Annotated in this window: 18 protein-coding genes; 7 read left to right on the top strand and 11 right to left on the bottom strand. The window is 51.3% G+C overall.

Annotated elements, in window-relative coordinates:
• Positions 1-261: 261 nt before the first annotated feature.
• Together OEL90_RS02750 and OEL90_RS02745 are read right to left on the bottom strand one after the other, a co-directional pair.
• A complete protein-coding gene (locus OEL90_RS02750; protein ID WP_291403304.1) occupies positions 262-1,224 on the bottom strand; it encodes a rhodanese-like domain-containing protein in 963 nt (320 codons plus the stop codon).
• A 45-nt stretch (positions 1,225-1,269) separates the two neighbouring features.
• A complete protein-coding gene (locus tag OEL90_RS02745; protein WP_300687065.1) occupies positions 1,270-2,175 on the bottom strand; it encodes a sulfurtransferase in 906 nt (301 codons plus the stop codon).
• Positions 2,176-2,412: 237 nt separating this feature from the next.
• On the opposite strand from OEL90_RS02745, the gene OEL90_RS02740 reads away from it, so the two are divergent.
• The gene (locus OEL90_RS02740; protein ID WP_300687063.1) at positions 2,413-3,945 is read left to right on the top strand and encodes an ArnT family glycosyltransferase; all 1,533 of its coding nucleotides are present in this window, start codon (positions 2,413-2,415) and stop codon (positions 3,943-3,945) included.
• Between the two features lie 98 nt (positions 3,946-4,043).
• Here OEL90_RS02740 and OEL90_RS02735 read toward each other — a convergent pair whose 3' ends face one another.
• Together OEL90_RS02735 and OEL90_RS02730 are read right to left on the bottom strand one after the other, a co-directional pair.
• Positions 4,044-6,077: a glycosyltransferase gene (locus OEL90_RS02735; protein ID WP_300687061.1), complete on the bottom strand. Its 2,034-nt coding sequence runs from the start codon at positions 6,075-6,077 to the stop codon at positions 4,044-4,046.
• A complete protein-coding gene (locus OEL90_RS02730; protein ID WP_300687059.1) occupies positions 6,046-7,221 on the bottom strand; it encodes an aminotransferase class I/II-fold pyridoxal phosphate-dependent enzyme in 1,176 nt (391 codons plus the stop codon). Before OEL90_RS02730 ends, OEL90_RS02735 begins: the two co-directional genes overlap by 32 nt.
• Before the next feature lie 112 nt (positions 7,222-7,333).
• Between OEL90_RS02730 and OEL90_RS02725 the strand changes: the two genes are divergently transcribed.
• Positions 7,334-7,570 (top strand): sulfurtransferase TusA family protein, encoded by a 237-nt coding sequence (locus OEL90_RS02725; protein WP_291403314.1) that lies wholly within the window; start codon positions 7,334-7,336, stop codon positions 7,568-7,570.
• Between the two features lie 176 nt (positions 7,571-7,746).
• Here the strand turns inward: OEL90_RS02725 and OEL90_RS02720 are convergent, their stop codons facing one another.
• The gene (locus OEL90_RS02720) at positions 7,747-8,643 is read right to left on the bottom strand and encodes a LysR family transcriptional regulator (protein WP_291403316.1); all 897 of its coding nucleotides are present in this window, start codon (positions 8,641-8,643) and stop codon (positions 7,747-7,749) included.
• A gap of 271 nt (positions 8,644-8,914) precedes the next feature.
• Between OEL90_RS02720 and OEL90_RS02715 the strand changes: the two genes are divergently transcribed.
• The 5 genes from OEL90_RS02715 (at position 8,915) to OEL90_RS02695 (ending at position 12,994) form a co-directional block, all read left to right on the top strand.
• Positions 8,915-9,610, top strand: a complete 696-nt coding sequence (locus tag OEL90_RS02715) for a YeeE/YedE thiosulfate transporter family protein (protein WP_300687056.1) — start codon at positions 8,915-8,917, stop codon at positions 9,608-9,610.
• Between the two features lie 134 nt (positions 9,611-9,744).
• Positions 9,745-9,972, top strand: coding sequence for a sulfurtransferase TusA family protein (locus tag OEL90_RS02710; RefSeq protein ID WP_291403320.1), 228 nt, complete (start codon positions 9,745-9,747; stop codon positions 9,970-9,972).
• 66 nt (positions 9,973-10,038) lie between these two features.
• Entirely contained in the window at positions 10,039-10,596 is a 558-nt protein-coding gene (locus OEL90_RS02705) for a YeeE/YedE thiosulfate transporter family protein (protein WP_291403322.1), read from the top strand.
• Positions 10,597-10,608: 12 nt separating this feature from the next.
• Positions 10,609-11,835, top strand: coding sequence for an FAD-dependent oxidoreductase (locus tag OEL90_RS02700; RefSeq protein ID WP_291403323.1), 1,227 nt, complete (start codon positions 10,609-10,611; stop codon positions 11,833-11,835).
• A gap of 256 nt (positions 11,836-12,091) precedes the next feature.
• Positions 12,092-12,994 (top strand): DMT family transporter, encoded by a 903-nt coding sequence (locus OEL90_RS02695; protein WP_300687054.1) that lies wholly within the window; start codon positions 12,092-12,094, stop codon positions 12,992-12,994.
• Between the two features lie 91 nt (positions 12,995-13,085).
• Here OEL90_RS02695 and OEL90_RS02690 read toward each other — a convergent pair whose 3' ends face one another.
• The 6 genes from OEL90_RS02690 to OEL90_RS02665 form a co-directional block, all read right to left on the bottom strand.
• Positions 13,086-13,865: an NAD-dependent protein deacylase gene (locus OEL90_RS02690; RefSeq protein WP_291403327.1), complete on the bottom strand. Its 780-nt coding sequence runs from the start codon at positions 13,863-13,865 to the stop codon at positions 13,086-13,088.
• A gap of 134 nt (positions 13,866-13,999) precedes the next feature.
• Complete coding sequence (gene acnA, locus OEL90_RS02685; protein ID WP_300687053.1) at positions 14,000-16,708, bottom strand: aconitate hydratase AcnA; 2,709 nt, start codon at positions 16,706-16,708, stop codon at positions 14,000-14,002.
• Positions 16,709-16,778: 70 nt separating this feature from the next.
• Positions 16,779-18,251, bottom strand: a complete 1,473-nt coding sequence (gene citG, locus OEL90_RS02680) for a triphosphoribosyl-dephospho-CoA synthase CitG (RefSeq protein WP_300687052.1) — start codon at positions 18,249-18,251, stop codon at positions 16,779-16,781.
• 86 nt (positions 18,252-18,337) lie between these two features.
• A complete protein-coding gene (locus OEL90_RS02675; protein WP_291403333.1) occupies positions 18,338-19,546 on the bottom strand; it encodes an NADP-dependent isocitrate dehydrogenase in 1,209 nt (402 codons plus the stop codon).
• 48 nt (positions 19,547-19,594) lie between these two features.
• Positions 19,595-20,665, bottom strand: coding sequence for a [citrate (pro-3S)-lyase] ligase (citC, locus tag OEL90_RS02670; protein ID WP_291403334.1), 1,071 nt, complete (start codon positions 20,663-20,665; stop codon positions 19,595-19,597).
• Positions 20,666-20,669: 4 nt separating this feature from the next.
• Entirely contained in the window at positions 20,670-21,716 is a 1,047-nt protein-coding gene (locus OEL90_RS02665) for an AbrB family transcriptional regulator (RefSeq protein WP_291403336.1), read from the bottom strand.
• Between the last annotated feature and the right edge of the window lie 39 nt (positions 21,717-21,755).

Raw genomic sequence — 21,755 nt, 5'->3', positions numbered from 1 at the left:
CAGTTTGGGGACGCGGACGGGTTTCAGTTTGGGGACGCGGACGGTAACAGATCTGTAATATTCTAGAGCAAGCTCTCTTCTGCGCTTTGACCTAATTTCCCCTCACATTTCCAGACATGCCCCTCGCTTCGCAATACCCCTCACTGCGTTCGGAGTGTCGCTGCGCTTCGGTGCGGGCTGCGCCCTATATAAATAAAAGCGGCACCACACATACGAGAGTGAGCTCTCTTCTGTGTGGTGCCGCTTTTATTTATGCATGTCTTAGTTTGTTACTAACTCAAAACCTTTGTTAACCCAACCCATAGGCTGGTTAGCTTCCATGCCTGCGCCGCCATTCAGGGACACAGCGTCAACGCCGAGAAGTCTCATGCCTGCAACAGCTTGGCCAGCGGTTTGGCCAGTATAGCAGTAGACGACTACAGTTTTATCCATTGGAAGTGCAGCGAAGCCTGCTTCCATGCCCTTGCCGAAAGGAAGGTTCTCTGCGCCGGCAATGTGGCCTTTAGCAAAGTCTTCAGCTTTACGGACGTCGAGGATGTAAATGCTCTCGTCAGCCGCATCGACCATAGCTTTGAGTTCATCTTCAGAAACTTTGTAGTTAGCGTACTTCGTTTCTTTCACAGCAGCAAGACCGCCGTAGTAAGCATCCATAGCAGCCTGGACTGCAGGATCGATAGCTGCTTCAACTGTTGGGAACGCGTTAGCGGTCGTTTCAGTGATGTCAGCAACGCCTTCTACTTTGGAAATGCCCATGTTCCAGCCAAGGTGAACGCTCTTTGCGTCAAAGCCGGCAACATTCAGCGTGTTGACCGCTTGGCCAGCAGTTTGGCCTGTATAGCAGTAGACATAAACTGTCTTATCAGCAGGGATGAATTTGAGGTTTTCTGCGATTGCAGGACCCCAAGGCGCGTTGACAGCACCCTTGACGTGGCCTTTGCCATAGTCTTCAGCAGAACGAATGTCGAGAATGAATGCATCAGTGCCAGCAGCGACTGCCGCTACGAAATCCTTGTCTGAAATCTTGTAGACATCAGCAGGCATGTTAGCAAAATAGCCATTGACCAGATCGCCGACGACATCAGCTTCTGCCGGTGCTTCTGCAGGTGTTTCCGTTGGAGCTGCCTCCATTGGAGCCTGAGCTTCAACAGGCTTTGAGCAAGCGCTCGCACTGATGGCAAGTACCAAAATCATGAGCAATGACAACCATTTAAAACGATTTTTCATGTTAATCCCCCTAATTGTATGTACTGTTTGTTGCTCTTTCTATCCTTAAGAAGCGTCTTGTACAGTTGCTTCGACAGGCCCTGCCGGTGATGTTGTCTCTTCTCCTGAAACGCTCCACTCGAGCCAAGCGCCGTCATACACTTTGACATTGCTGTAGCCCGCTTCTTTAAGAAGAAGCATGGTTTGTGTCGCGCGAACGGATGACTTGCAATAGAGAAGAATTGGTGCATCTTTTTCAAGTCCGAGATCCTTATAGTTCAGGTAGATATCTCTGGCTGATTTAAAAGTGCCATCAGAATAGAGGTTTTGAGTGTGCGGGTATAGAATAGCGGTAGGAATCGCGCCTTCATCAAATTCTGCCGGCGTTCTGACGTCAATAATCGTCGCAGTTCCGTTCGCCACAGCGTCCTTGACGTCCTCGATAGTCGCGATCAGTGATCCATCTTGAGCTTTCGAGCTGTAGGAAGCGCTGTTGACCTGAGTCGCGTCGCCGCTGATCTCAAGCCCTGCGTTGACAATGGCAGAAGCCCCGCCGTTGACAACCTTAACATTCTCATGGCCGAAAATCTTCATGGCCCACCAGAGTCTGGAGGCGAAGATTCCGTCATTCCCGTCATAAACAATGACCGTGGACTCAGGTGAGATCCCGCTCTTGCTCATAACGCGGTTGAATTGCTGAGGCGTGCCCAGCATCCCTGCAACGGCACCCTGGCCGTTCAGCTCATCCGGCGACAGATTGACCGCGCCTTTGAGATGGCCTTTGTTGTAATCCTCGGCAGCCCGAGCGTCCACCACCACGACACCTTCCTGAGCCATCAGGTCAGCCAGCGCCGAAGCTTCGACAATGTTCTGAGATTCCGTATAGGCCGTGCTGCCCGCGCAAGCGGCCAACGCACCCAGCATCAATACAAGTACCAAACTGAGCAGCCATTTTTTCGTTTGTTTCTGCATAATACCCTCCTGCGTGAGTCGTGCCTTTAAGGGAGACATGTCAAACACGCCAAATGATTGTTAATTATTTTACAAACGAATCTGCTATCATTATACCTTAAGGTCAAGGCGTTTAGATATTAGATCTGCTTATACTGCATAGTGAATTATCATAGTTCGTTAAGGACTTGTCATTATGCTATAATGTAAGCGGGCTTTTTGAGTACATTTTGAGTACAAAATGAAGGGAGGCGTCAAATGCCATTTCTCCGAAAGCACTGGTTTTTCATCCTGATCGCCATTTACACCTTCTTCAGCCTCCTATGGCTGACGCGTTTCCCCTTCGTTCATTCAGACGAAAGCTGGCTCAGCGGCCTGACCCGCCAAATGATGACCCTCAAATCATTCCAGGTGACAGAGCCGTTTTTCGACCTCTATCCACGCAATCCCCACGCCATCAAACTATTATTTCACACACTTCAAATGCCCTGGATCCTCACCCTGGGCTATTCCATTTTTGCCGTGCGGCTCATGTCTCTCTTCTTTGGCATCCTGACCCTGATCACCTTTCGCCGTGTCCTGATCCGCCTCGATATCTCCGCTGCGACCGCCTCCCTGGGCGCCCTCCTCCTCGGCGCGTCGTCGCAATTCGTCTACGCCAGCCACACCGCCCGGCAGGAAATCGTCGTCCTGTTCTTCATGCTTCTGGCCCTGGAACGCCTGCTCGCAGACCGTCCGTGGACCGGTGCCGCCATCAGCGCGGCCGGGCTCTGGCTGCATCCCAACGGCTTCATTGCCGCCGGGATCCTGTTTTTTATCATCCTCATCCTAAAAAGAAAGGCTCTGCCGATGGTCATCCTCACCCACACCCTCTCCCTGTTCCTGATCATAGCAGCCAGTCTTGCTCTGGATCCCCACTTTTTTACGAACTATCTCAGCTATGGCGACACCCTCGAGGTCACCGCGGACGCCGCCAGCCGCCTCGAAAATTTCAGGGACTTTTACCTCAAGCTTTATCACGGAATCAGCGCCACCTACTATAACGCCAACATTCTCCCGTGGCTCACTGCGCTTCCGGTTATTATCCTCATAGACCTTCTGTCGAAGCACAAACGTGCCTCCTATGTTGGATTCACCGCGATTCTCGTGTTAAATGCCGCTTTGCTGGCTATTGGCCGTTTTAATCCCACCTCGATCCTGTTTGCCTTTCCATGGGTGATTTTGATTCTGACCGCCGCCCTCGAAAAAAGTGGCCAGTTTAAAACATTCAGTTCACAATCAAAATTGAATAGCCTAAAATTGGCTGGCGTCCCCTGGCGCTATGGGCTGCTGATCCTCATGATTGTCTTTTCCGTCTACGGCACCACCCAGGAAGTCATAAAGACGGCTGAGGACGATTACACTGGATATCTGAACCAGATCAAATCCGTAATTCCCGAGGGCTCAAAAGTACTGGGCAACCTCAACACCGAATATGCCTTCGGTCCCGGCGAACTGCTGGACTACCGCAACTTAGAGTTTCTGGAAGAAAACAACCTGACCATAACTGATTATATCGAAACCCGGGATATTCGCTATATTATTGTGACGGATGAGCTGGCCTATATCGCCAGAAACCCGAAGTGGAACATCCTCTATGGTGATGTCTCAAAATGGCTGCCGGAACTTGAAACCCTCCTCTCAGAACGAGGCCGTGAATTGCTTCGCTTCCGGAATGACACTTACAGCGTCCGGATCGCGCGTTATATCCACACGCCGGAGTGGTATACGACGGTGTATGAATTGAAGTGATTTAAGGAGGAAACTCGGTGTCAGACACCGAGTTTCAAAAAAAGGCAGAACAGCGGCCGCCGGCCGCTGTTCTGCCTTTTTCCTTCCATGTACTTACATCATCGCCGCTTCCGCACCAGCACCGCGTTACCCTCTACGCCCGCCATCTCAATGGACATCCGGCCAAACATGTCTGCCACGGCCGCATCAAGGCCAGCTTCATCCTCAGCGGTCACCACAAAATAGCCCGCACGCTGGGTTGCATTGGCAATGCCACCAATAGTCTGCCCTTCTTCATAATGAAACCCATAATCCAGGCAGGCAGCTGTTGGCTGCGCACTGAGTCGCCTGATCGTCCCCGGCTCAGAAAAAAACAGCTGTGCGGACAATCGACGCCCGACCTTTTTCCAGTCGTAGGCCTCAAGAGCACTGAAGTCCGAGGTTTCTCCCAGCGCGCCTTCAATCATCCAGCGCAGCCAGTCACAGCCCGTCAATTCAGGCATCCAGATGTCCTCGTAGGCGCCGCCAATCCGGCACGCCAGCTCGTTCACCACCGTCGTTTCACCTAGCAGATACTGGATATACACCGGTCCATTAAAAATGTCAAAGGCTTCGACAATGCGCTTGGAAAGCGCCAGCACCTCATCGGCATGAGTCTCGAAGTGTTTCGTGGGGAACTCATGGGCGACACAAATGCCAATGCGCTCCTGCTCCGCGAACGTCACACGGTCCGTCAAAGCGAGCGGGTACAGCTTCCCATCCCGGACCCAGCCGGAAAAGGTGACCTCATCGCCGGAAATAAATTTTTCGACGAGGATCCGTTCGTCCCTGGAATACCTGAGTACCTTATCAAAACGCGCCGCTGCCTCTTCCGGAGAGTTTACCCGGAAAATGCCGCGCTGGCCCTGGGAATCCACCGGTTTGACAACCCCGGGCATCAAGGCTTCAAGGACCTCCAGACCATCTGAGGGGTGCCATAAGGTGTAGGGCGCCGTCGGGATCCCGCAGGTGTCGAGCCGCCGCTTCATCACGCCCTTGTGGGTCGCCCCCAGAGCGGTGTTCACGCTGATCAGCGACGGCAGCCCCATCTCCCGCGCGACTTTGGCCGCGGTGAGCACCGGCTGGTCCGTCCCCGTGGTCATCACCCCATCGGCAGAAAACTTGCGAGCCAGTTCCAGGCAGGCGTCGGTGTCGAAAACATCGGCTAAGCCTTCTTCGTCAGAAATCTTTTTTGCGGGTGCCGATGGTTCCCAGTCCACCGCCACCACCCCATACCCCAGCTCCTGGGCGCGTTTCACTGCGTTGACCTGAAGCTTCCCCGCGCCAAGCAGCATCAGCTTCTTGCTGCAGCGTCGACTTTCAGGTCTCAAGTCGGAACCCTCCGATTGGACTATTACCGGCGTCTCCTCCACCAGGGCGTAGGCCGCCCTGCGTTTCAAACCCTCAGGCATGAGAGAGCGGCGCCCATAATACAGCCACGTCCTGAAATACAGCGCGCACAGCGACGCAAAGGTATAGCCAGACCGGCCGGCCGCCCGAGGCTGCCGTTCAACGGGATGATTCCCAATCATCAAAGTCTCTTTGATCACCAGGGCAGAAATGTAGGCGAAGCGATACTGTGTTTCGACAATCCGGTCCCTAAGCCCGCGACGCATAACCCTAAAAGAACTGATCTCGACGTTTTCAGGCTTTCCAATCTGGGTGTTGAACAGCCAGTCCCTGAGGGAGGAGCCCAGTGTTCGGATCCGCTCTCCCTTGTAGGGGTAGATGCCGTAGACTATGTCTTGATTTTCGGCCAACAATTGGCGGATCATGTCTTTTAATGAGGCCGCCGGATGCTGAAGGTCGTCGTCCATGGTCGCGATCAGGTCTCCAGTAGCGTGGCGCAGGCCGCACAGGGTGGCATTTTGCTGGCCATAGTTTTTTGACAGGCGAAATCCGCGAATCCGCGCGTCTCTGGCGGCCAACGCGCGGATCACTTCAAAGCTGCCGTCGGTGCTGCCGTCGTCCACCAGGAGGAGTTCGAGGGTGAAGGAACCATCGGCAGAAAGCTCTGAAAGGATTGCAGGCGAAAGTGCGCAAAAAATCTCAGAGGTCAGCCGCGCCAGGACGGGCGCTGAATTATAAACCGGTATGACTATGGATAAGCGCATCCTTCAAAACCTCGCAGACATATTCGATTTCGGAGTCTTCCAAGTGGTGGGACATGGGCAGACGGACCACGCATTTGCCAAGGTCGCTGTCCCGCCCGGAGAAAAGTGCCTGGTCGCATCTGAAGGCGCGTCCGTAGGGTGAGGCGTGCAGCGGCTGATAATGGGTTCTGACGTCGATGCCGCGGGACTGCATGAAGGCCATGAAAGCGCCTGCCACGGTGGATGCGCGGAAGCGAACGAAGAACAGGTGACCGTTGCCACTTGGGTCATCTTTCGTGAAGCTCAGGATCTCAGGGACTGATGTCGCACCCAGAACCGCTTCATAACGCCTGACAATGGCTCTGCGCCTTCCGTTGATGGCCTCGAGGTCGTCCAGCTGCGGGGACAGCAGTGCCATCAGCAACTCAGAGGGGCTGGCGCTCACGCCTGGGCCCACCCATTCGTAGCGGTCGCGCTGACCCTTTAGAAACTGAAGACGGTCCGTCCCTTTCTGGTGGTAGATCTGCGCCTGGTCCCATTTGGCCTGCTTTGAGGCGTTGACCAGGAGGAGGCCGCCTTCGCCTGAGGTGAGGTTTTTGGTATCGTGAAAGGAGATGGCGCCAAAATCGCCAATACTCCCGAGGGCTCGGCCGTGCCAGGTGCTGCCAATGGCCTGGGCAGCGTCCTCGATCAAGGTCAGCTCATGGGCTTGGCAGAGGGCCATCAACGCCCCCAGATCCACCGGAACTCCGCCGTAATGAACCGGCATGACCGCTTTGACTTTGGGCGAGAGGAGACGTTCAACGCTATTGGGATCCAGGCAGAGGGTTTCCGGGGTTACCGCCGCAAAGACGGGCGTGGCGCCCACACTTAAAATTGCGTTGGCACAGGACGCGTAAGTATAGGAGGGCAGGATCACTTCATCTCCTGGTCCAATGCCGCTGAGCGCGACTGCCATTTCCAGGGCCTGGCTGGCGCTGGTGGTCATCAGGAGCATCGAGTCTGGAATCAGGCCGCTGAGCTTCTCTAAAACCAGTTGGGTGTAAGGCCCATCCCCTGACCAGTGGCTGAGCGCCGGTTCAAAGCCAACGCTGCTGCCAAGGCTTTTTGTGAGTGCCTCGACCATCGGCCAGGTTGCTTTTATTCGATTAAATGGCACGTTCATAAGCCTGTTCCTTTCTGTGTCGAGGGTCCCGGCAGAGCACCGATTACATTTTGCTTCAAAGCACGACAAGCGCAGTTTCATTTGATATAATGGGATTTGAGGTGATTCGATTATGCCCATTGACGGTAAAATAGACTGTTTTGGAGATATATGCCCGGTGCCGCTGATCAAGCTCGAGCGCGCGCTTAAAACCATGGTCCCCGGCGACTCTGTCATCCTGGTCACAGACCACTCCTGTGTTCCTGAATCCGTCATAGACAGGTTTGGAAGTGAGCATATTAGCGTCGACTCAGACGAGGTCATGAACGGCGTTTGGGAAATTACTGTGACTAAACGGATCATAGGATAAATGCGACACATTACCTCTGAAATAAGGTAAGCCAGCACCCTCACCGAAGAGGGTGCTTTTTCTTTGTTAAAAAAGTGCTTTGGTGACGCGGACAACTTTCAACTTGGTGTCTGACACCAAGTTCAACTCGGTGTCAGGCACCGTAACATTTCTGTAACATTCCCGTCCCCAAAAACCTAACAAAACGAGTCTTCGCCCATCTCCATAAAGCAGTCCACGGTCTCGCAGCTGGCGCTGGACATAAACGCCTGCTGCTTGTTGATGATATAGATATCGTGATAGAGCTCGACGTTCTTGATTGCGACCATCTTGTAATCCCCGGTATAGAGCTCCTTCTTGACCGCGCTGTACGGCAGAAACGCTATGCCGTAATGATTGTGAATAGACGATTTCACCGCGCTCACGGCGTCAACCTCAAACAAAATGCTGAGGTCGTTTTCAGTAAATCCGCTCTTCTTGAGCTCTGCCTTGAGCGGCCCAATGATATAGCGCGAATCTGCCAGGGCAATCAGGTCGTACTGCAGCAGCTGCTCAATCTCGATCGCGTCCGGAATCCCGAAGCTCTTCGACGCCACCAGCACCACCTTTTCGCGACCGATCTTCCTGATTTCAAGATCCTCCGCCACCGGCCGCTCATTCGTCACGCCCATATCACACAAATCATTGCGAACTTCCTTCACAATGTCATCCGTCGTGCTCGAATACAGCTCATACTTATTGTTGGGAAACCGCCGCTTAATCTTATACAGCGCGCAGGGCAGCGAATAATTCACCAGCGACTTGTCCGCGTTGATGCGGATCGTGTGCGTGCGCTTCTCCAAATCCCGCATTTCCCTCTGCATCTTCTCAAAGGACTTGATGATGTTATTCGAGTATTTCAAAACAATCCTGCCCATTTCTGTTGGCTCTACCCCCCGGTTGCTGCGTTCCAGCAGCTTGTAGCCCAGAGAATCCTCCATCTTCTGAATCATCTGACTGAGGGCGGATTGAGAAATATGCGTCTCATTCGCCACCTTCGAGATACTTTTAGCGTCCACCACTTGCTGAAAATGCTGAAGCATTTCAATATGCAAAGCCCATCGTCTCCTTATGACAGCTTGTATTTTATTTGACATCAGACCCGTCTGGCAGTGCCAGTGACAGCTGCCGATGGTCATGCCCACAAAACTTTGACAAACAATACACGATCTTCATCCTCATATTAACATCAGTGTTGCTAATAACGCTATAAGTTTTTTCAATGTAGCATCATTTTTCTATATGCACGGAACCCACGCACACTGTGATACAATTTTGTCAAGGGAGATTGTTAAACACGTCACAAACAACACAGGAGGAATGCTCATGTCTGAAGGGACCAGCATCCGCCGCAGTTCATCCAGGGCAGGCACCACACGCAAGCCCAAGAAGAATCAGCTGCCCATTGCACTCGCAGTCGTGGTACTGATAATAGCGGTCGGAATCTTCGCTTCAACTCGCTCTGCCAACGCCGCGATCTTCTGGATCACCGGCATCGCTTTCGGATTTGTTCTTCAGAAAGCAAGATTTTGTTTCACCGCCTCCATGCGGGATCCATATCTGACAGGCGGCACTTCAATAACGCGCGCTGTACTGATTGCATTTGCACTCACGACCATAGGCTTCACTGCCATTAAATATGGTTATGCCGTCAAAGGCCTTGCCATTCCGGGAATGAGCTACGTTGTCCCTATCAGCGGCGCGACCGCTGTTGGCGCGATCATGTTCGGTACGGGCATGGTTATCGCAGGCGGCTGTGCGTCAGGTACTCTGATGCGCGTCGGCGAAATGTTCCATATGAACATGATTTCACTTGTCTTCTTTATCGTTGGCTCCTTGCTCGGCGCCAATCATTTTGGCTGGTGGAAGCTCAACTTCATCAGCAATGGACCAAAAGTATTCCTTCCGGATTACTTAGGCTGGTTCGGCGCAGTGGCAGCACAGCTGACCCTGATTGCCATCATTTACATCATCGCGGCGGTTTATGAAAAACGGCGCGGCGGTGGCGGCGCAGCGCACTAACGCGGCGCTCTCATTTCGAACCTCATAAACAAAAGCGCAATCATTCACACCGTTAAATCACAAAGTCATTTTAAAATCTTTACTAAAAACGAAATCACAAAAAAACTAAAATAAAATTTCAGGAGGTTATACATATGAAAGAAGTTATTCTCGACTGCATGGGCGAAGCGTGTCCGGTACCTCTCATCAAATGCCAGAACAAAATCGCGGAACTTGAAATTGGCGATGTCATGATCGTCCAGATCGACCACTCATGCGCTATGAAAAACGTTCCGGAATGGGCCAACAAAGAAGGCTACAACTGCGAGCTCGAAGAAGTGGATGACGGCGAGTGGGAAGTCATCATCGAAAAATCGAGATAAAGATAGTTGAATGTTGGCAGGCAGCCAAAAAAGCGCTGCCCGTCATTCCTCCAGGAGGTGTAGTCTTTGGAAGGTTCCAAAAAGTTTTTCGATAAAATTACCCAAACTGAATTTTATCAAATGTGGTTCAAAAATGCCTATTCCTATGTTACCGGCGCAGTCCTGCTGTCCATCCTTCAGATTGCGACGCTGGCATCCACCGGCGAGCCATGGGGTGTCTCAGGCGTCTTTGCTAACTGGGGCGCATGGATCTACGAAGCCTTCGGCGGAAGTGTCGACAAGTGGTACTATTTCAGCAGCCAAGGCGCGCAGAATACGCTTAACAGCGGTATTCTGAATGATCCGGGCTCTTACAGAAATATGGGTATCATCGTGGGTGCATTGCTTGCTACGTTGTTCGCGTCACAATTTAAAATCAAGAAGATCAAGAATAAAAAGCAGATTGTTGCAGCGACCATCGGCGGACTCCTTATGGGCTACGGCGCAAGACTTTCTTTTGGCTGCAACATAGGCGCACTTTACGGCGGGATCGCCTCGTTGTCCCTGTCCGGCTGGGTCTTCGCAGTCTTTATGTTCGTTGGCGCAGTCGCCGGCAGCAAGCTTCTCGTCAAATACTTTATGTAGGGGTGAAACACGTTGGCTAGAGAAAAAGCAGTAGAGCATTATGACGTCGTCATTATAGGTGCAGGTCCTGCGGGTCTGACAGCCGCCATTTACGCGGGCCGCGCACGTTTGAATACACTGTTGATCGAGAAGAGTCTCGTCGGTGGTCTTGCAACTTATACCAACGAAATTGAGAACTACCCAGGTTTCCCTGATAAGCCAAAAGGCGAAGAGATCACCAACCTCATGAAAAAACAGGCGCAGAATCTTGGCGTCAAGTTCAAAGGTGTTCTCGTTCAGAGTGTCGATCTCGAAGGCGAAGAAAAAGTCGTCGAGACTTTCAGAAACAAATTTATCGCGAAATCTGTCATCATCTCAACCGGCGGCCGTCCACGTACGACCGGCGGAAGAGATGAAGAAAAATATCTTTATGACAAAGGCATCTCCTTCTGCGCCACTTGCGACGCGGCTGCCAACGAAAACAAGCACGTGGTCGTCATAGGTTCCGGCGACGCAGCTATTGAAGAAGGCATGTTCCTGACTAAGTTTGCCCGAAAAGTGACGGTCTCCGTCATGCACGACAAGGGCATCATGGACTGTAACGAGATCGCTAAAGAAGCAGCGCTCAAAAACCCTAAGATGGATTTCGTCTGGAATTCAGTTGTCGAAGGTTTTGAAGGCGAAGACCACCTGGAGCGCGTCGTCCTCAAAAACGTCAAGACGAATGAGCTCATTCCGGTAGAATGCGACAACTGCTTCGAGTTTATTGGCTATATTCCAAACACGGAAATTTTCAAAGGTCAGATCAATTTGACCCCGCGTGGTTACATCCCAACAAATGAAATGATGGAGACCAACATTGAAGGTGTCTTCGCCTGCGGCGACGTCAGAGACAAATGGCTCCGTCAAGTCGCGACTTCTGTGGGTGATGGCGCAGTCGCGGCCGTCGCAGCAGAGAAATATATAGCGGAGTCCGAGACGTTTGAAAACTACATCATGCAAAAGGAAAAGCCAAGCCTGATCTACGTTTACAATGCCGTTGACCAGGAATCCAGAGCGCTTCTTCCGGTCGTTGAGCGCGTCGAGCAAGAGCTTGGCGGCGCGATCCAGCTGGTCAAAGTCGACTGCTACAAGTCCCAGGGCATTGCAAAGCGCCTTGGCATTGAGACTTTCCCAAGCGTCGTCTGCACCCAGGATGGCAAGATCGCCAGCGTATTGAACGAAAACTTGAATTACGACGCTATCAGAGCGTTATACTAGAAATACAAGACAAGTCCCCGCTTGTTTAGAGTTCAGAAAACCGTGGAAGCTGGCGTCAAAATCGCCACACTTCCACGGTTTTGTTTTTTTTGCCGATGGTGACCCAATCCCGCCAGTGTCCACCACCCTTCTCCCCCGTCGCATCCATCACACCAGGGAGACGCGCCCGTCCCGCCCCTTGCCAAATTCGTCTGCTTTTGACATACTTATACCAGTGACACCGTGAAATTTACTCAAACCCTCAGGAGGTTCCTCCATGACCTTAAAGAAACCCGTTATCTTCGTCGCCGCCGCTGCCTTTCTTTGGGGTCTGATTGGCCTGTTTGGCACCTTCCTCAACCGAGCCGGCGTCACCGCCCTGGAAATTGTCTCCCTGCGCGCAGTCTTTTCAGGCGTGTTCCTGACCCTTTACTGGCTCATTAAAGACCGGTCTGTCCTGCGCGTCAGATTCAAGGATCTGAAGTACTTCGCCGGCACCGGCCTCCTGAGTTTTCTGGTCTTCAACTATTTCTTCTTCACCACCATGCAGCTCACCAATATTTCCGTCAGCGTGACCCTGCTCTATACCTGCCCCATTTTTGTCGTCCTGCTCTCCAGGCTGTTTTTCAAGGAACCTCTGACAACCTCGAAATGGACTGCGCTGCTCCTGACCCTGTCCGGCTGTGCATTGGTCACCGGCCTGATAGGCCAGCCACTGGACAAAGTCCCCTTCACCGGCATCCTCACAGGACTCTGTTCCGGCCTGACCTTTGCCCTCTACAGTATTTTCAGCAAGCTAGCCCTCGCCAAGTATTCTTCAGCGACGGTTACCACTTACACCTTTATAGTTGCTTCCATAGGCATCCTGTTTATAGTTCCGCCGGTATTCTTCGCAGAGATTTCTGTTCAACCGGCAGTCCTGCTTCCCGGTCTGTCCCTCGCGCTTCTCTGCACGGTGGTCCCGTTTCTCCTCTATACCCGGGCCGTCCAGTCCCTGGAAGCCGGCCGCGCCGCTCTGATCACCACTCTGGAACCGGTTGTCGCAGCACTTCTGGGTTATTTTGTCTTTGGTGAAGCCCTTGGAATTTTGAAAGTCGTCGGCATTCTCCTGGTGGCCACTGGCGTCCTTCTCGTACAGCGCCCGGGCGCATCCGGTACGCTCACCGAAAACGCCTCCTAAATCACAAAAAAGCAGAGCCTCTATCAGCCTGCGCTAATCCATGCGCGTGCGAGCTAAAGAGACCCTGCTATTTATTTTTTTGCCGATGGTTTCATTCCTCAACAAAACACAAAGCTGCAACGTCATCCAAGACCACAGCCACATTGTCCTGTATGACCAAATCCGCCTTGTTGTCCAGCGGAGTCGTACTCTTGTTGACGAGCACCAGCCGTCCGCCTGAGTAGCCCCTGACGAGTCCCGCCGCCGGATAAACTACCAGGGAGGTTCCGCCTACAATCAGCAGATCCGCCTGATCCACCGCCTCTGCGGCTGCCTGGATCACTTCACCCTTTAACGGTTCTTCATACAGCACCACATCCGGCCGAACGGTGCCATGACATTTCAGGCATTTAGGAATGGCGCCCTGAGCTGCAAGGATAAAGCCGAGGTCATACCGCTCTCCACAGCGCACACAGTAGTTCTCGTGCACTGTTCCGTGAAGCTCGATCACGGCTTTGCTGCCTCCAAGCTGATGGAGTCCGTCTATGTTCTGGGTGACGACCGTGACATCCAAACCGCGGCTTTCCAGCTCTGCCAACGCCGTATGGGCCCGGTTAGGCAGGGCGTCCGGGTAGAGAATCTGTTCAAAGTAATATTTAAAGAACACCTCAGGATGCTGTAAAAAAAACGAGCGGCTTAAAATTGTTTCTGGGGGATACCCATAAGCTTCCACCGCTTGATACAGGCCTTTTTCACTTCTGAAGTCCGGCACGCCGCTCTCTGTGGACACCCCCGCGCCTCCAAAAAAGACGATATGGCGGGCTTCTTTAATCCACTGTGCGAGCTTGGCGGCATCCCCGGACAAATGACTGCTGTCCCGAATGATTTTCATGGGCTGATCCTCCAAACTGAAACTGGGTGTCTGACACCAAGTTTCTCATCTTTGAGTCTCGCGAGAAGAAACTCGGTGTCTGCGGCTTTAACCTATCGACTCCGAGTTTCTTCCTTTTTTCGTTCCATTAGAAATTACTTCGTCATATCCCTCAAAACCTTCTGCAAGATTCCGCCGTTGCGATAGTAGTCAATTTCCACCAAACTGTCTATTCTGCTTTGAACCTTGAAGGTCTTAGACGTTCCATCCTTGGCAACCGCTGTCACATCGACCAGCGCCCTAGGCTTAAGATCATTGGAAAGACCCGCAATAGAGAAGGTCTCTTCCCCGGTAAGTCCGAGGCTTTCACGGCTTTCACCCTCAACAAATTGGAGCGGGAGCACACCCATGCCAATCAGATTGCTTCTGTGGATTCTTTCATAGCTTTCAGCAATAACTGCCTTCACACCTAGGAGATAAACCCCTTTTGCCGCCCAGTCACGGGAGCTGCCGGTGCCGTATTCCTTACCAGCAAGAATGATCAGGTTTCTGCCATCCGCTTGGTAAATCATAGCTGCATCGTAGATTGGCATGACTTCATTGTTCATGAAGCAAGTTGTATAGCCGCCCTCTTTCCCATTCGCCAAAACGTTTCGGATTCGAATATTGGCAAGCGTACCGCGCATCATGACTTCATGATTGCCTCGGCGGGCGCCGTAGGAGTTAAAGTCTGCTTTCTCAACACCGTTTGCAATCAGATACTGCCCCGCTGGGCTGTTGACTCCAATATTGCCAGCCGGTGATAAGTGGTCTGTGGTGATGGAGTCGCCAAAGACACCGAGCACTGTAGCATTATCAATAGGCTTGATATCATCCACTTCAGGTTTCATGCCTTCAAAATAAGGCGGCTCCTGAACATAAGTGGATTTTGGATCCCAGCTGTAAAGCGCTTTCTCTTCAACTTCAACCGCATCCCATTGTGGATTCGCGCTGTAAATCTTTTCGTAGCTGGATTTAAACATTTCAGACGTGACAGTTTTCTTAACCAGGTCATGAATCTCAGCATTGGTTGGCCAGAGATCCTTGAAGTAGACCGGTTCATTCTTATCATTATAAGCCACCGGCTCAGTCGCGAAATCCAGATCTACGCGTCCAGCCAGCGCATAAACGACGACCAGCATAGGAGACGCCAGGAAGTTGGCTTTAACTTGAGCATGGACACGGCCTTCAAAGTTTCTGTTGGCACTGACGACCGCAGCGACCGTCATGTCATGCTCGTCGACTGCCTTGGCGACAGGTGCCGGAAGCGGCCCGGAGTTGCCAATACAAGTTCCGCAGCCATAGCCTGTGACGTGGAAGCCAATCTTTTTCAAATCCTCCATGACGCCACCGGCAATCAGATATTCGGTAACGACGCGTGAACCCGGCGTCAGGCTGGTTTTTACATATTTAGGAGGCTTAAGACCCATAGCGACAGCTTTTTTTGCCACAAGTCCGGCACCCAGCATGACACTTGGATTCGATGTATTCGTACAGCTTGTAATGGACGCAATGGCAACAGAGCCCGCACGCAGCGTTTCAACTGTACCATCTTCCCAATTTATGTCCACAGTTTTAGAAGCAGCTGCCTCATCCAGGGCAAAACCCCTCTCTGCAACCGGTGCTGACAACGCCTTTTTGAAAGTCTCTTTCATGGCGCTGAGCGGCACGCGGTCCTGAGGACGCTTTGGTCCTGCAAGAGAAGGCTCCACCTTTGAAAGGTCCAGCTCAAGCTTTGTAGTATAAACTTTCTCAGCCTCGCCGGGAACACTGTACATTCCCTGAGCTTTGTAATAAGCGCGGCACAGTTCCACCAGTTTCTCATCTCTGCCCGTCTGAAGCATATAATTCATGGTTTCATCATCTACAGGGAAATAGCCCATGGTTGCGCCATATTCCGGAGACATGTTGGCCACTGTTGCACGGTCCGGCAAACTCATGCCATGGACGCCTTCGCCATAGAATTCGACGAATTTATCTACAACTTTATGTTTTCTAAGCATCTCTGTCACAGTCAAGGCAAGATCCGTTGCGTTGACGCCTTCAGGAAGTTTCCCGGTCAGTTTGACACCGACCACTTCAGGTGTAACAAAGAAGAGCGGCTGACCGAGCATGCAGGCTTCCGCCTCAATGCCGCCAACACCCCAGCCCACAACCCCAAGGCCGTTGATCTGAGTAGTGTGTGAGTCCGTACCAACCAGAGAGTCAGGATAGACGACCACACCTTCAGCCGTTTCCTTCTTAAACACCCCAGTCGCGAGGTACTCAAGATTGACCTGGTGAATGATACCGGAAGCAGGCGGTACCGCCTTAAAGTTCTTAAATGATTTTTGTGCCCATTTCAAGAACTTGTAGCGCTCGTCATTGCGCTGGAATTCAAGCTCCGTGTTTAAGTCCATGGCCTCATCCGAACCAAAATAGTCTACCATTACAGAGTGGTCAATGACTAAGTCGACCGGAATAAGCGGATTAACCACAGTAGGATCCTGCCCCATTCTTGCGACGAAGGATCTCATAGCCGCAAGATCGACGACAACAGGAACACCTGTAAAATCCTGTAGAACAATTCGAGCCGGCTGGAAAGGAATTTCCTGGCCTTTGCCATAGCCTTCCGCCCATTTCGCTATTTGCATCACATGCTCTTTAGTCGTTGCAAATTCATCATAATTGCGAATCGCTGCTTCGAGAAGTACCTTAATGGAATAGGGGAGCTGGCTGACCTTGCCCATTCCCATGGCTTCCAGTTCGTTGATGTCATAGTATAAAAACTTCTCATCAGCAACTTCTAAGGTTTTTGCCTGAACCATTGGTTGAAATTTGGACACAATATTTCCTCCTTTTCAACTGCAGCTTAAAATTGAACCTCTGCAGTACATTGAATCAGTGCAATAGATGTTATGACTTTGGCGTTATTTGACCATCGGCAGAAAACATCTCTGCCATGCGGTGAAGAAACCAGGTCACAGCGAGAAGATCCGCAGAGCCCCCCGGGCTGATCCTGGCACTTGTGTAATGCCGGTCCAGCGCCTCCGTCATTTGGCGCCCCTCAGGTGTCAGATAGCCGCCTGAGCTGAGAATCTCAGCAGCCTCAGACTGAACGTGCTTTAACGTTTCCAGGTCGTGCCGGTGCAAAATAGTGGTGTCTTCGGTATGGGTCATTAAACCGAGGAGCGCGTGTACCAGCGCATCGTTGTCCGAGGCGCCCTGGTTCAAAGCCTCTCTAAGTCTTGGCAGACCCGCCTCAAAAACCGATGGCAGCCCCGCCTCAATTTCGCCTCTGACCCCGGTAAATCCATGGGCCAAATAATAATGCTCACCGGCAGTCAGCTGCCTGTCCGGCCTTTTGTGATGCAGCACCTCAAGCTCGCGTTCAATCAGTCCCGCACAAATTTCAGCAGCCCGCTGGGCGATCACTTCAGGATTTAATGGACCGTTTTCAACCAGGGCTTTTGCCGATGGTCGCAGGACAACCCCCGCCGCCGCCGTCAAAATCCCCAGCAGGAACAGCAGTCCCTTTTGTGTATTCACACCGAGGGTAGCACTATACATCTCGTGTTCAGCGCGAATGCCAATCCTTCGGATTTTCGACAGAAGCTCCGGCAATGGACCTTCGTGCTCAATCCCCGCCAGGGCCAAGTCGGTCATAGCACTTGACAAAGCGCTGCTGCTTCTTAAAAAGGTCGTGATATCCATGTCATCATGGGCCCCTGAATTGAACCTGTCCACCAAGCCCGGCGCAGGGGTTGCCGCAACCTCCATGAGCATGGCTTCCAGAGACAGCTGGCCAATTTTTCTGGCGATCTCCAACTGGGGTATGTCAGGCTCTTCAGTCACTGAAACACGATCCGAGAATCGCTTCGCAAGCTGCATAGCCGCAGCAATGACTTCTTCTCTGTCATGACGCATGGCCCGCACACACACCGCCGCCACTTCTTCACATACCAGACACTTTCTTGAGGACAGGCCCAACGAAGAACGGTTGATCTGTTCACCGGAAGCACTGAAGACATCCAGGTCGAGAAGGCGTCCCCAAGGTTTTAAATCTTCAAGGGCAACTGCAATGCCTTTTATTTCATTAGGGTCGCCATGCAGTGCCATAAGAAGTGTCGCGCCGGCAGGATCGTGAAGCATCCGCTCTTCAAGGATGACCATGTTGTGACACAGGCAGGTGCGTCTGACTTCTGCCGCCGCGTCATAAAGCATACCAATCCACTCTGGCCTGTACTTGACGGACCCAGGCATATTTAGAGTCATACTGACTACAACAGCACTATATTCCATTCTGAGCTGTTCCTGCACTCCAGCCCGGCGCTCCTTGGCGTTTAAGACCATTTCCAGGGTCAGAGCAGATTGGCTATGATTTGTCATGTCACTATTTCTCCTTTAAGAACCACTAACCTAGGTCAAATTTACATTTCATTTCTAATGAAAGCGTTGTGAATCTGACAGGCGGTTTAGAGCATGCTCTCCAAAGTCCCTCGGATGGCAGCGATCAGTCCGGCTGTTGTCACTTCCTGCTTATCAGGATTTGAAGAAAGCGGGATCAAATCTTTTGTCATGATGCCTTTTTTAAGCGTCTCAATGGAAGCCACTTCAAGCTGCTCCGCGAAATGAACCAGTTCCGGGATCTCATCCAGTTCACCGCGTTTTTTCAATCCGCCTGTCCATGCGAACAGCGTCGCGATTGGATTGGTAGAAGTTTGAACCCCTTTGAGATATTGATAGTAGTGGCGCGTTACAGTGCCGTGGGCTGCTTCGTATTCAAATTCTCCCGTAGGAGAAACGAGTACTGAGGTCATCATGGCAAGACTGCCAAACGCGGCTGCCACCATGTCGGACATAACATCGCCATCATAGTTCTTACAAGCCCAGATCAGGCCGCCTTCAGAGCGCATGATCCTTGCGACAGCATCATCAATTAAGGTGTAGGTGTATTGAATGCCGCCCTCTTCAAACGCTGTTTTGAACTCTGCGTCAAAGATCTCGTTGAAAAGATCTTTGAAGGTGTGGTCATATTTCTTGGAAATGGTATCTTTTGCTGAGAACAGAAGATCCTGCTTCTGATCCAGTGCGAACTGGAAGCAGGCTTTAGCAAAACTGCTGATGGATTCGTTGGTATTGTGAATGCCCTGAACCACACCAGCGCCTTTAAACTTGTGAATCGTTTGAGTTTCCGTTGTGCCATCCGGCTTTTTGATGACCAATTCCGCTTCACATGGACCCTCTACCTTGAATTCGACGCCCTTGTAGAGATCGCCATAGGCGTGACGGGCGATTGTAATAGGCTCTTTCCAGGTCGGCACGAAGGAAGTGAATCCATCCACCAGGATGGGCTTTCTGAAGACAGTCCCATCAAGAATAGCTCTAATTGTTCCATTTGGGCTCTTCCACATTTCTGTCAAATTGTACTCTTTGACACGATCTGCATTTGGTGTGATCGTAGCGCACTTAACGCCGACGCCCAGACGCTTGATGGCGTTGGCCGCATCTACGGTGACTTGGTCTTTCGTGTTTTCGCGATACTCCAGACCAAGATCGAAGTACTCCGTTTTCAAATCAATAAACGGCTCGAGCAGTTCCTCTTTTACCATTTTCCAGATCATTCTGGTCATTTCGTCCCCATCAATTTCAACGAGGGGCGTCTTCATTTGGATCTTTGCCATTCTCTTCACCTCTTCTTCATGATAACTCAGATTTCTATATGGCTTCTGTCAACGTTTCGTGACGCTGTCTTCCACATAGCCTTGAGCGGATTTATCGCCACTTCTCAGTTTTTTTACAACGTCGAAGGCTCGATTCGAAATTAGATACTCGTAGGTTGTGTGTGGTACATGATCCTTAAGGTCCTCAATGCGTCCTTCCGCAATGTAACGTCTGACCCGTGAGGCGCTGATCGCGTGGTCCTCTTCACCACTTTTCAGGCGTTTACGCTCTATGACTTCAAGCTTGACACCCGCAGGGATTAAAATGGATTTCATGGCCTGGTTGTAGGCCTCTGTGACTTCCGAGTATGGTTCTGTGCCGACAAAGCGTTTGGTGATGCCAAGAGCAGGCACTATGTAGTTTAAGAACAGCGCAACGTCCATAGCACTGTGGGCTGCTGCAAATTCGCTGTCCCGAGTGAAATAGGAAGGGAACGTCAGCGAAGAAACCACATAGCGTCCGCCTGCGATCACTGTGACGTTCTTAAGGTGCGCCGTGCCTTTGCGGACCAGCTCTATTCGATCCTCAAACGGGAACACGGACTGGTCTTCCTCAACCACGATCACATAGACCTTACGGCTGCGCGACGCGGCAGTTTCAATCAAATATTGATGTCCTAAAGTAAAGGGATTGCAGTTGACAACGACGGCAGACGCTTCACCGGGATCAGCCTCAGCCAGTTTTTTCAGCTTTTCGACATAATGTTGGATGCCAATTGTCCCCCACTCCATTAAAGCTGCATAGGGTCTGGCTTCTGCAATGATTCTAAAGCCTACTGCCGATAGTTTTTGCGCGCTCTCCGGTTTAGTAAACAAATAAAGTGTGTGGCGCCCTGCGTCGATGGCATGATTAATCAAATGCGTCAGCACTTTGGCAGAAAGATCTTCTCCCTGGGTCTCCGGATCAACCGCCAAACCCTGAATCATGTCACCTTTTAAGGAACCTGTTGCGATGAGTTTTCCCTCTGAAGATGAGAATATGCCTACGGTGTAATCAACGCCGGCCGGAACTTTAAGACCACAGCGCTTCAGCAGCGGTTCAGCCGCATCTATGCTGCGAAGCTTACGTTCTTCAAACATATTCTTACCTCCCAGCTAAGAGCACAATCAGATTAATGACTTGAGGAAAAATTAAGACAACAAATAGCATTCTGATGATCTGAAGGACGACCACATCTGTACCCTCAATCCCTAAATCAGAAGCTATCAAGGCCATGTCCGAGGCACCGGCGGGTGTTGCTGCGAGCATAGATTCCTTCAGCGTCATTCCAAACTTGTTATGTATGAACCAGCCAATCAGCAAACACGCACAAAAATATCCAAAAAGAAGGATTATTGCAGGGATCGCCAAAAATCGAATCTCCAAGACGTCTGCCATAAAGATGCCGCTTCCTATATAAGCCCCGGAAAGAACTTGAGCCAATCGCTTGATCCACTTCGGAAGCCAAGCTTTATGCTTTGTCATTTTCAAAATAATCACACTGATGAGCGCAAACAGCAATGCGCCTGCCGGAATTCCGACTGCTTTTCCAACAAGGCCAGCGACAATTGCCACTGCCATTGTCGTCAAAAATATAAGTGTTGGGTCTTCAGTGACTGCAGATTTTCTAGTGTTGACCTTGACAGGCCTGACGTCCTCATGCCTGCGCTTGGCAATAAATGCTATCATGCCCGGGAACACGCCAATGCCTGCCACTAATCTTATAAACTGCATGACGGCAACCTTTGACGCATCTGCGCCCATGTCAGCGCTTATAATGGGGATATCGCTCATTCCGCCGGGGACGGCGCACATCAAAGAAGTCACTAAATCAAGGGGACTAAATTTGTATATTAAATAACCGGAGATCAGATTCAAAATCATCATGCCGCTCACCAATGTGATCGCAGGTCTCCAGATTTTTTTTAGTCTTATTAAATCTTCCTTTTCTACACTGACGCCAATAAAGGCGCCCGCTATGATTTGCGCAGACAATTTCGCAGCTGCGGGCATCAGAGCATGGCCAGTCAAAATATTGAGTGCCGATACACCAACGATGCTGCCTACCATCATACCGCCTGGTACCTTAAGTTTAAAAAACATATAGCCAATCACTGCACCGATGCAAAGCGTCAGCATAAAATCTATCATATCTGCACCTCGTTTGAATTCTGTCTCGTGAGCAAACAG

Source organism: Acidaminobacter sp. (genome assembly GCF_030247605.1).
In the GTDB taxonomy this organism is placed as follows: Bacteria; Bacillota; Clostridia; order Peptostreptococcales; family Acidaminobacteraceae; genus Acidaminobacter.
Note: the sequence above shows the minus strand (reverse complement) of the source record. Positions and strands in the feature narration are given on the sequence as shown.

Excerpts from the sequence above, each read along its gene's own strand:
- OEL90_RS02750 (WP_291403304.1), bottom strand. The coding sequence starts at position 1,224 with ATGAAAAATCGTTTTAAATGGTTGTCATTGCTCATGATTTTGGTACTT.
- OEL90_RS02745 (WP_300687065.1), bottom strand. The coding sequence starts at position 2,175 with ATGCAGAAACAAACGAAAAAATGGCTGCTCAGTTTGGTACTTGTATTG.
- OEL90_RS02740 (WP_300687063.1), top strand. The coding sequence starts at position 2,413 with ATGCCATTTCTCCGAAAGCACTGGTTTTTCATCCTGATCGCCATTTAC.
- OEL90_RS02735 (WP_300687061.1), bottom strand. The coding sequence starts at position 6,077 with ATGCGCTTATCCATAGTCATACCGGTTTATAATTCAGCGCCCGTCCTG.
- OEL90_RS02730 (WP_300687059.1), bottom strand. The coding sequence starts at position 7,221 with ATGAACGTGCCATTTAATCGAATAAAAGCAACCTGGCCGATGGTCGAG.
- OEL90_RS02725 (WP_291403314.1), top strand. The coding sequence starts at position 7,334 with ATGCCCATTGACGGTAAAATAGACTGTTTTGGAGATATATGCCCGGTG.
- OEL90_RS02715 (WP_300687056.1), top strand. The coding sequence starts at position 8,915 with ATGTCTGAAGGGACCAGCATCCGCCGCAGTTCATCCAGGGCAGGCACC.
- OEL90_RS02710 (WP_291403320.1), top strand. The coding sequence starts at position 9,745 with ATGAAAGAAGTTATTCTCGACTGCATGGGCGAAGCGTGTCCGGTACCT.
- OEL90_RS02695 (WP_300687054.1), top strand. The coding sequence starts at position 12,092 with ATGACCTTAAAGAAACCCGTTATCTTCGTCGCCGCCGCTGCCTTTCTT.
- OEL90_RS02690 (WP_291403327.1), bottom strand. The coding sequence starts at position 13,865 with ATGAAAATCATTCGGGACAGCAGTCATTTGTCCGGGGATGCCGCCAAG.
- citG (WP_300687052.1), bottom strand. The coding sequence starts at position 18,251 with ATGACAAATCATAGCCAATCTGCTCTGACCCTGGAAATGGTCTTAAAC.
- OEL90_RS02675 (WP_291403333.1), bottom strand. The coding sequence starts at position 19,546 with ATGGCAAAGATCCAAATGAAGACGCCCCTCGTTGAAATTGATGGGGAC.
- citC (WP_291403334.1), bottom strand. The coding sequence starts at position 20,665 with ATGTTTGAAGAACGTAAGCTTCGCAGCATAGATGCGGCTGAACCGCTG.
- OEL90_RS02665 (WP_291403336.1), bottom strand. The coding sequence starts at position 21,716 with ATGATAGATTTTATGCTGACGCTTTGCATCGGTGCAGTGATTGGCTAT.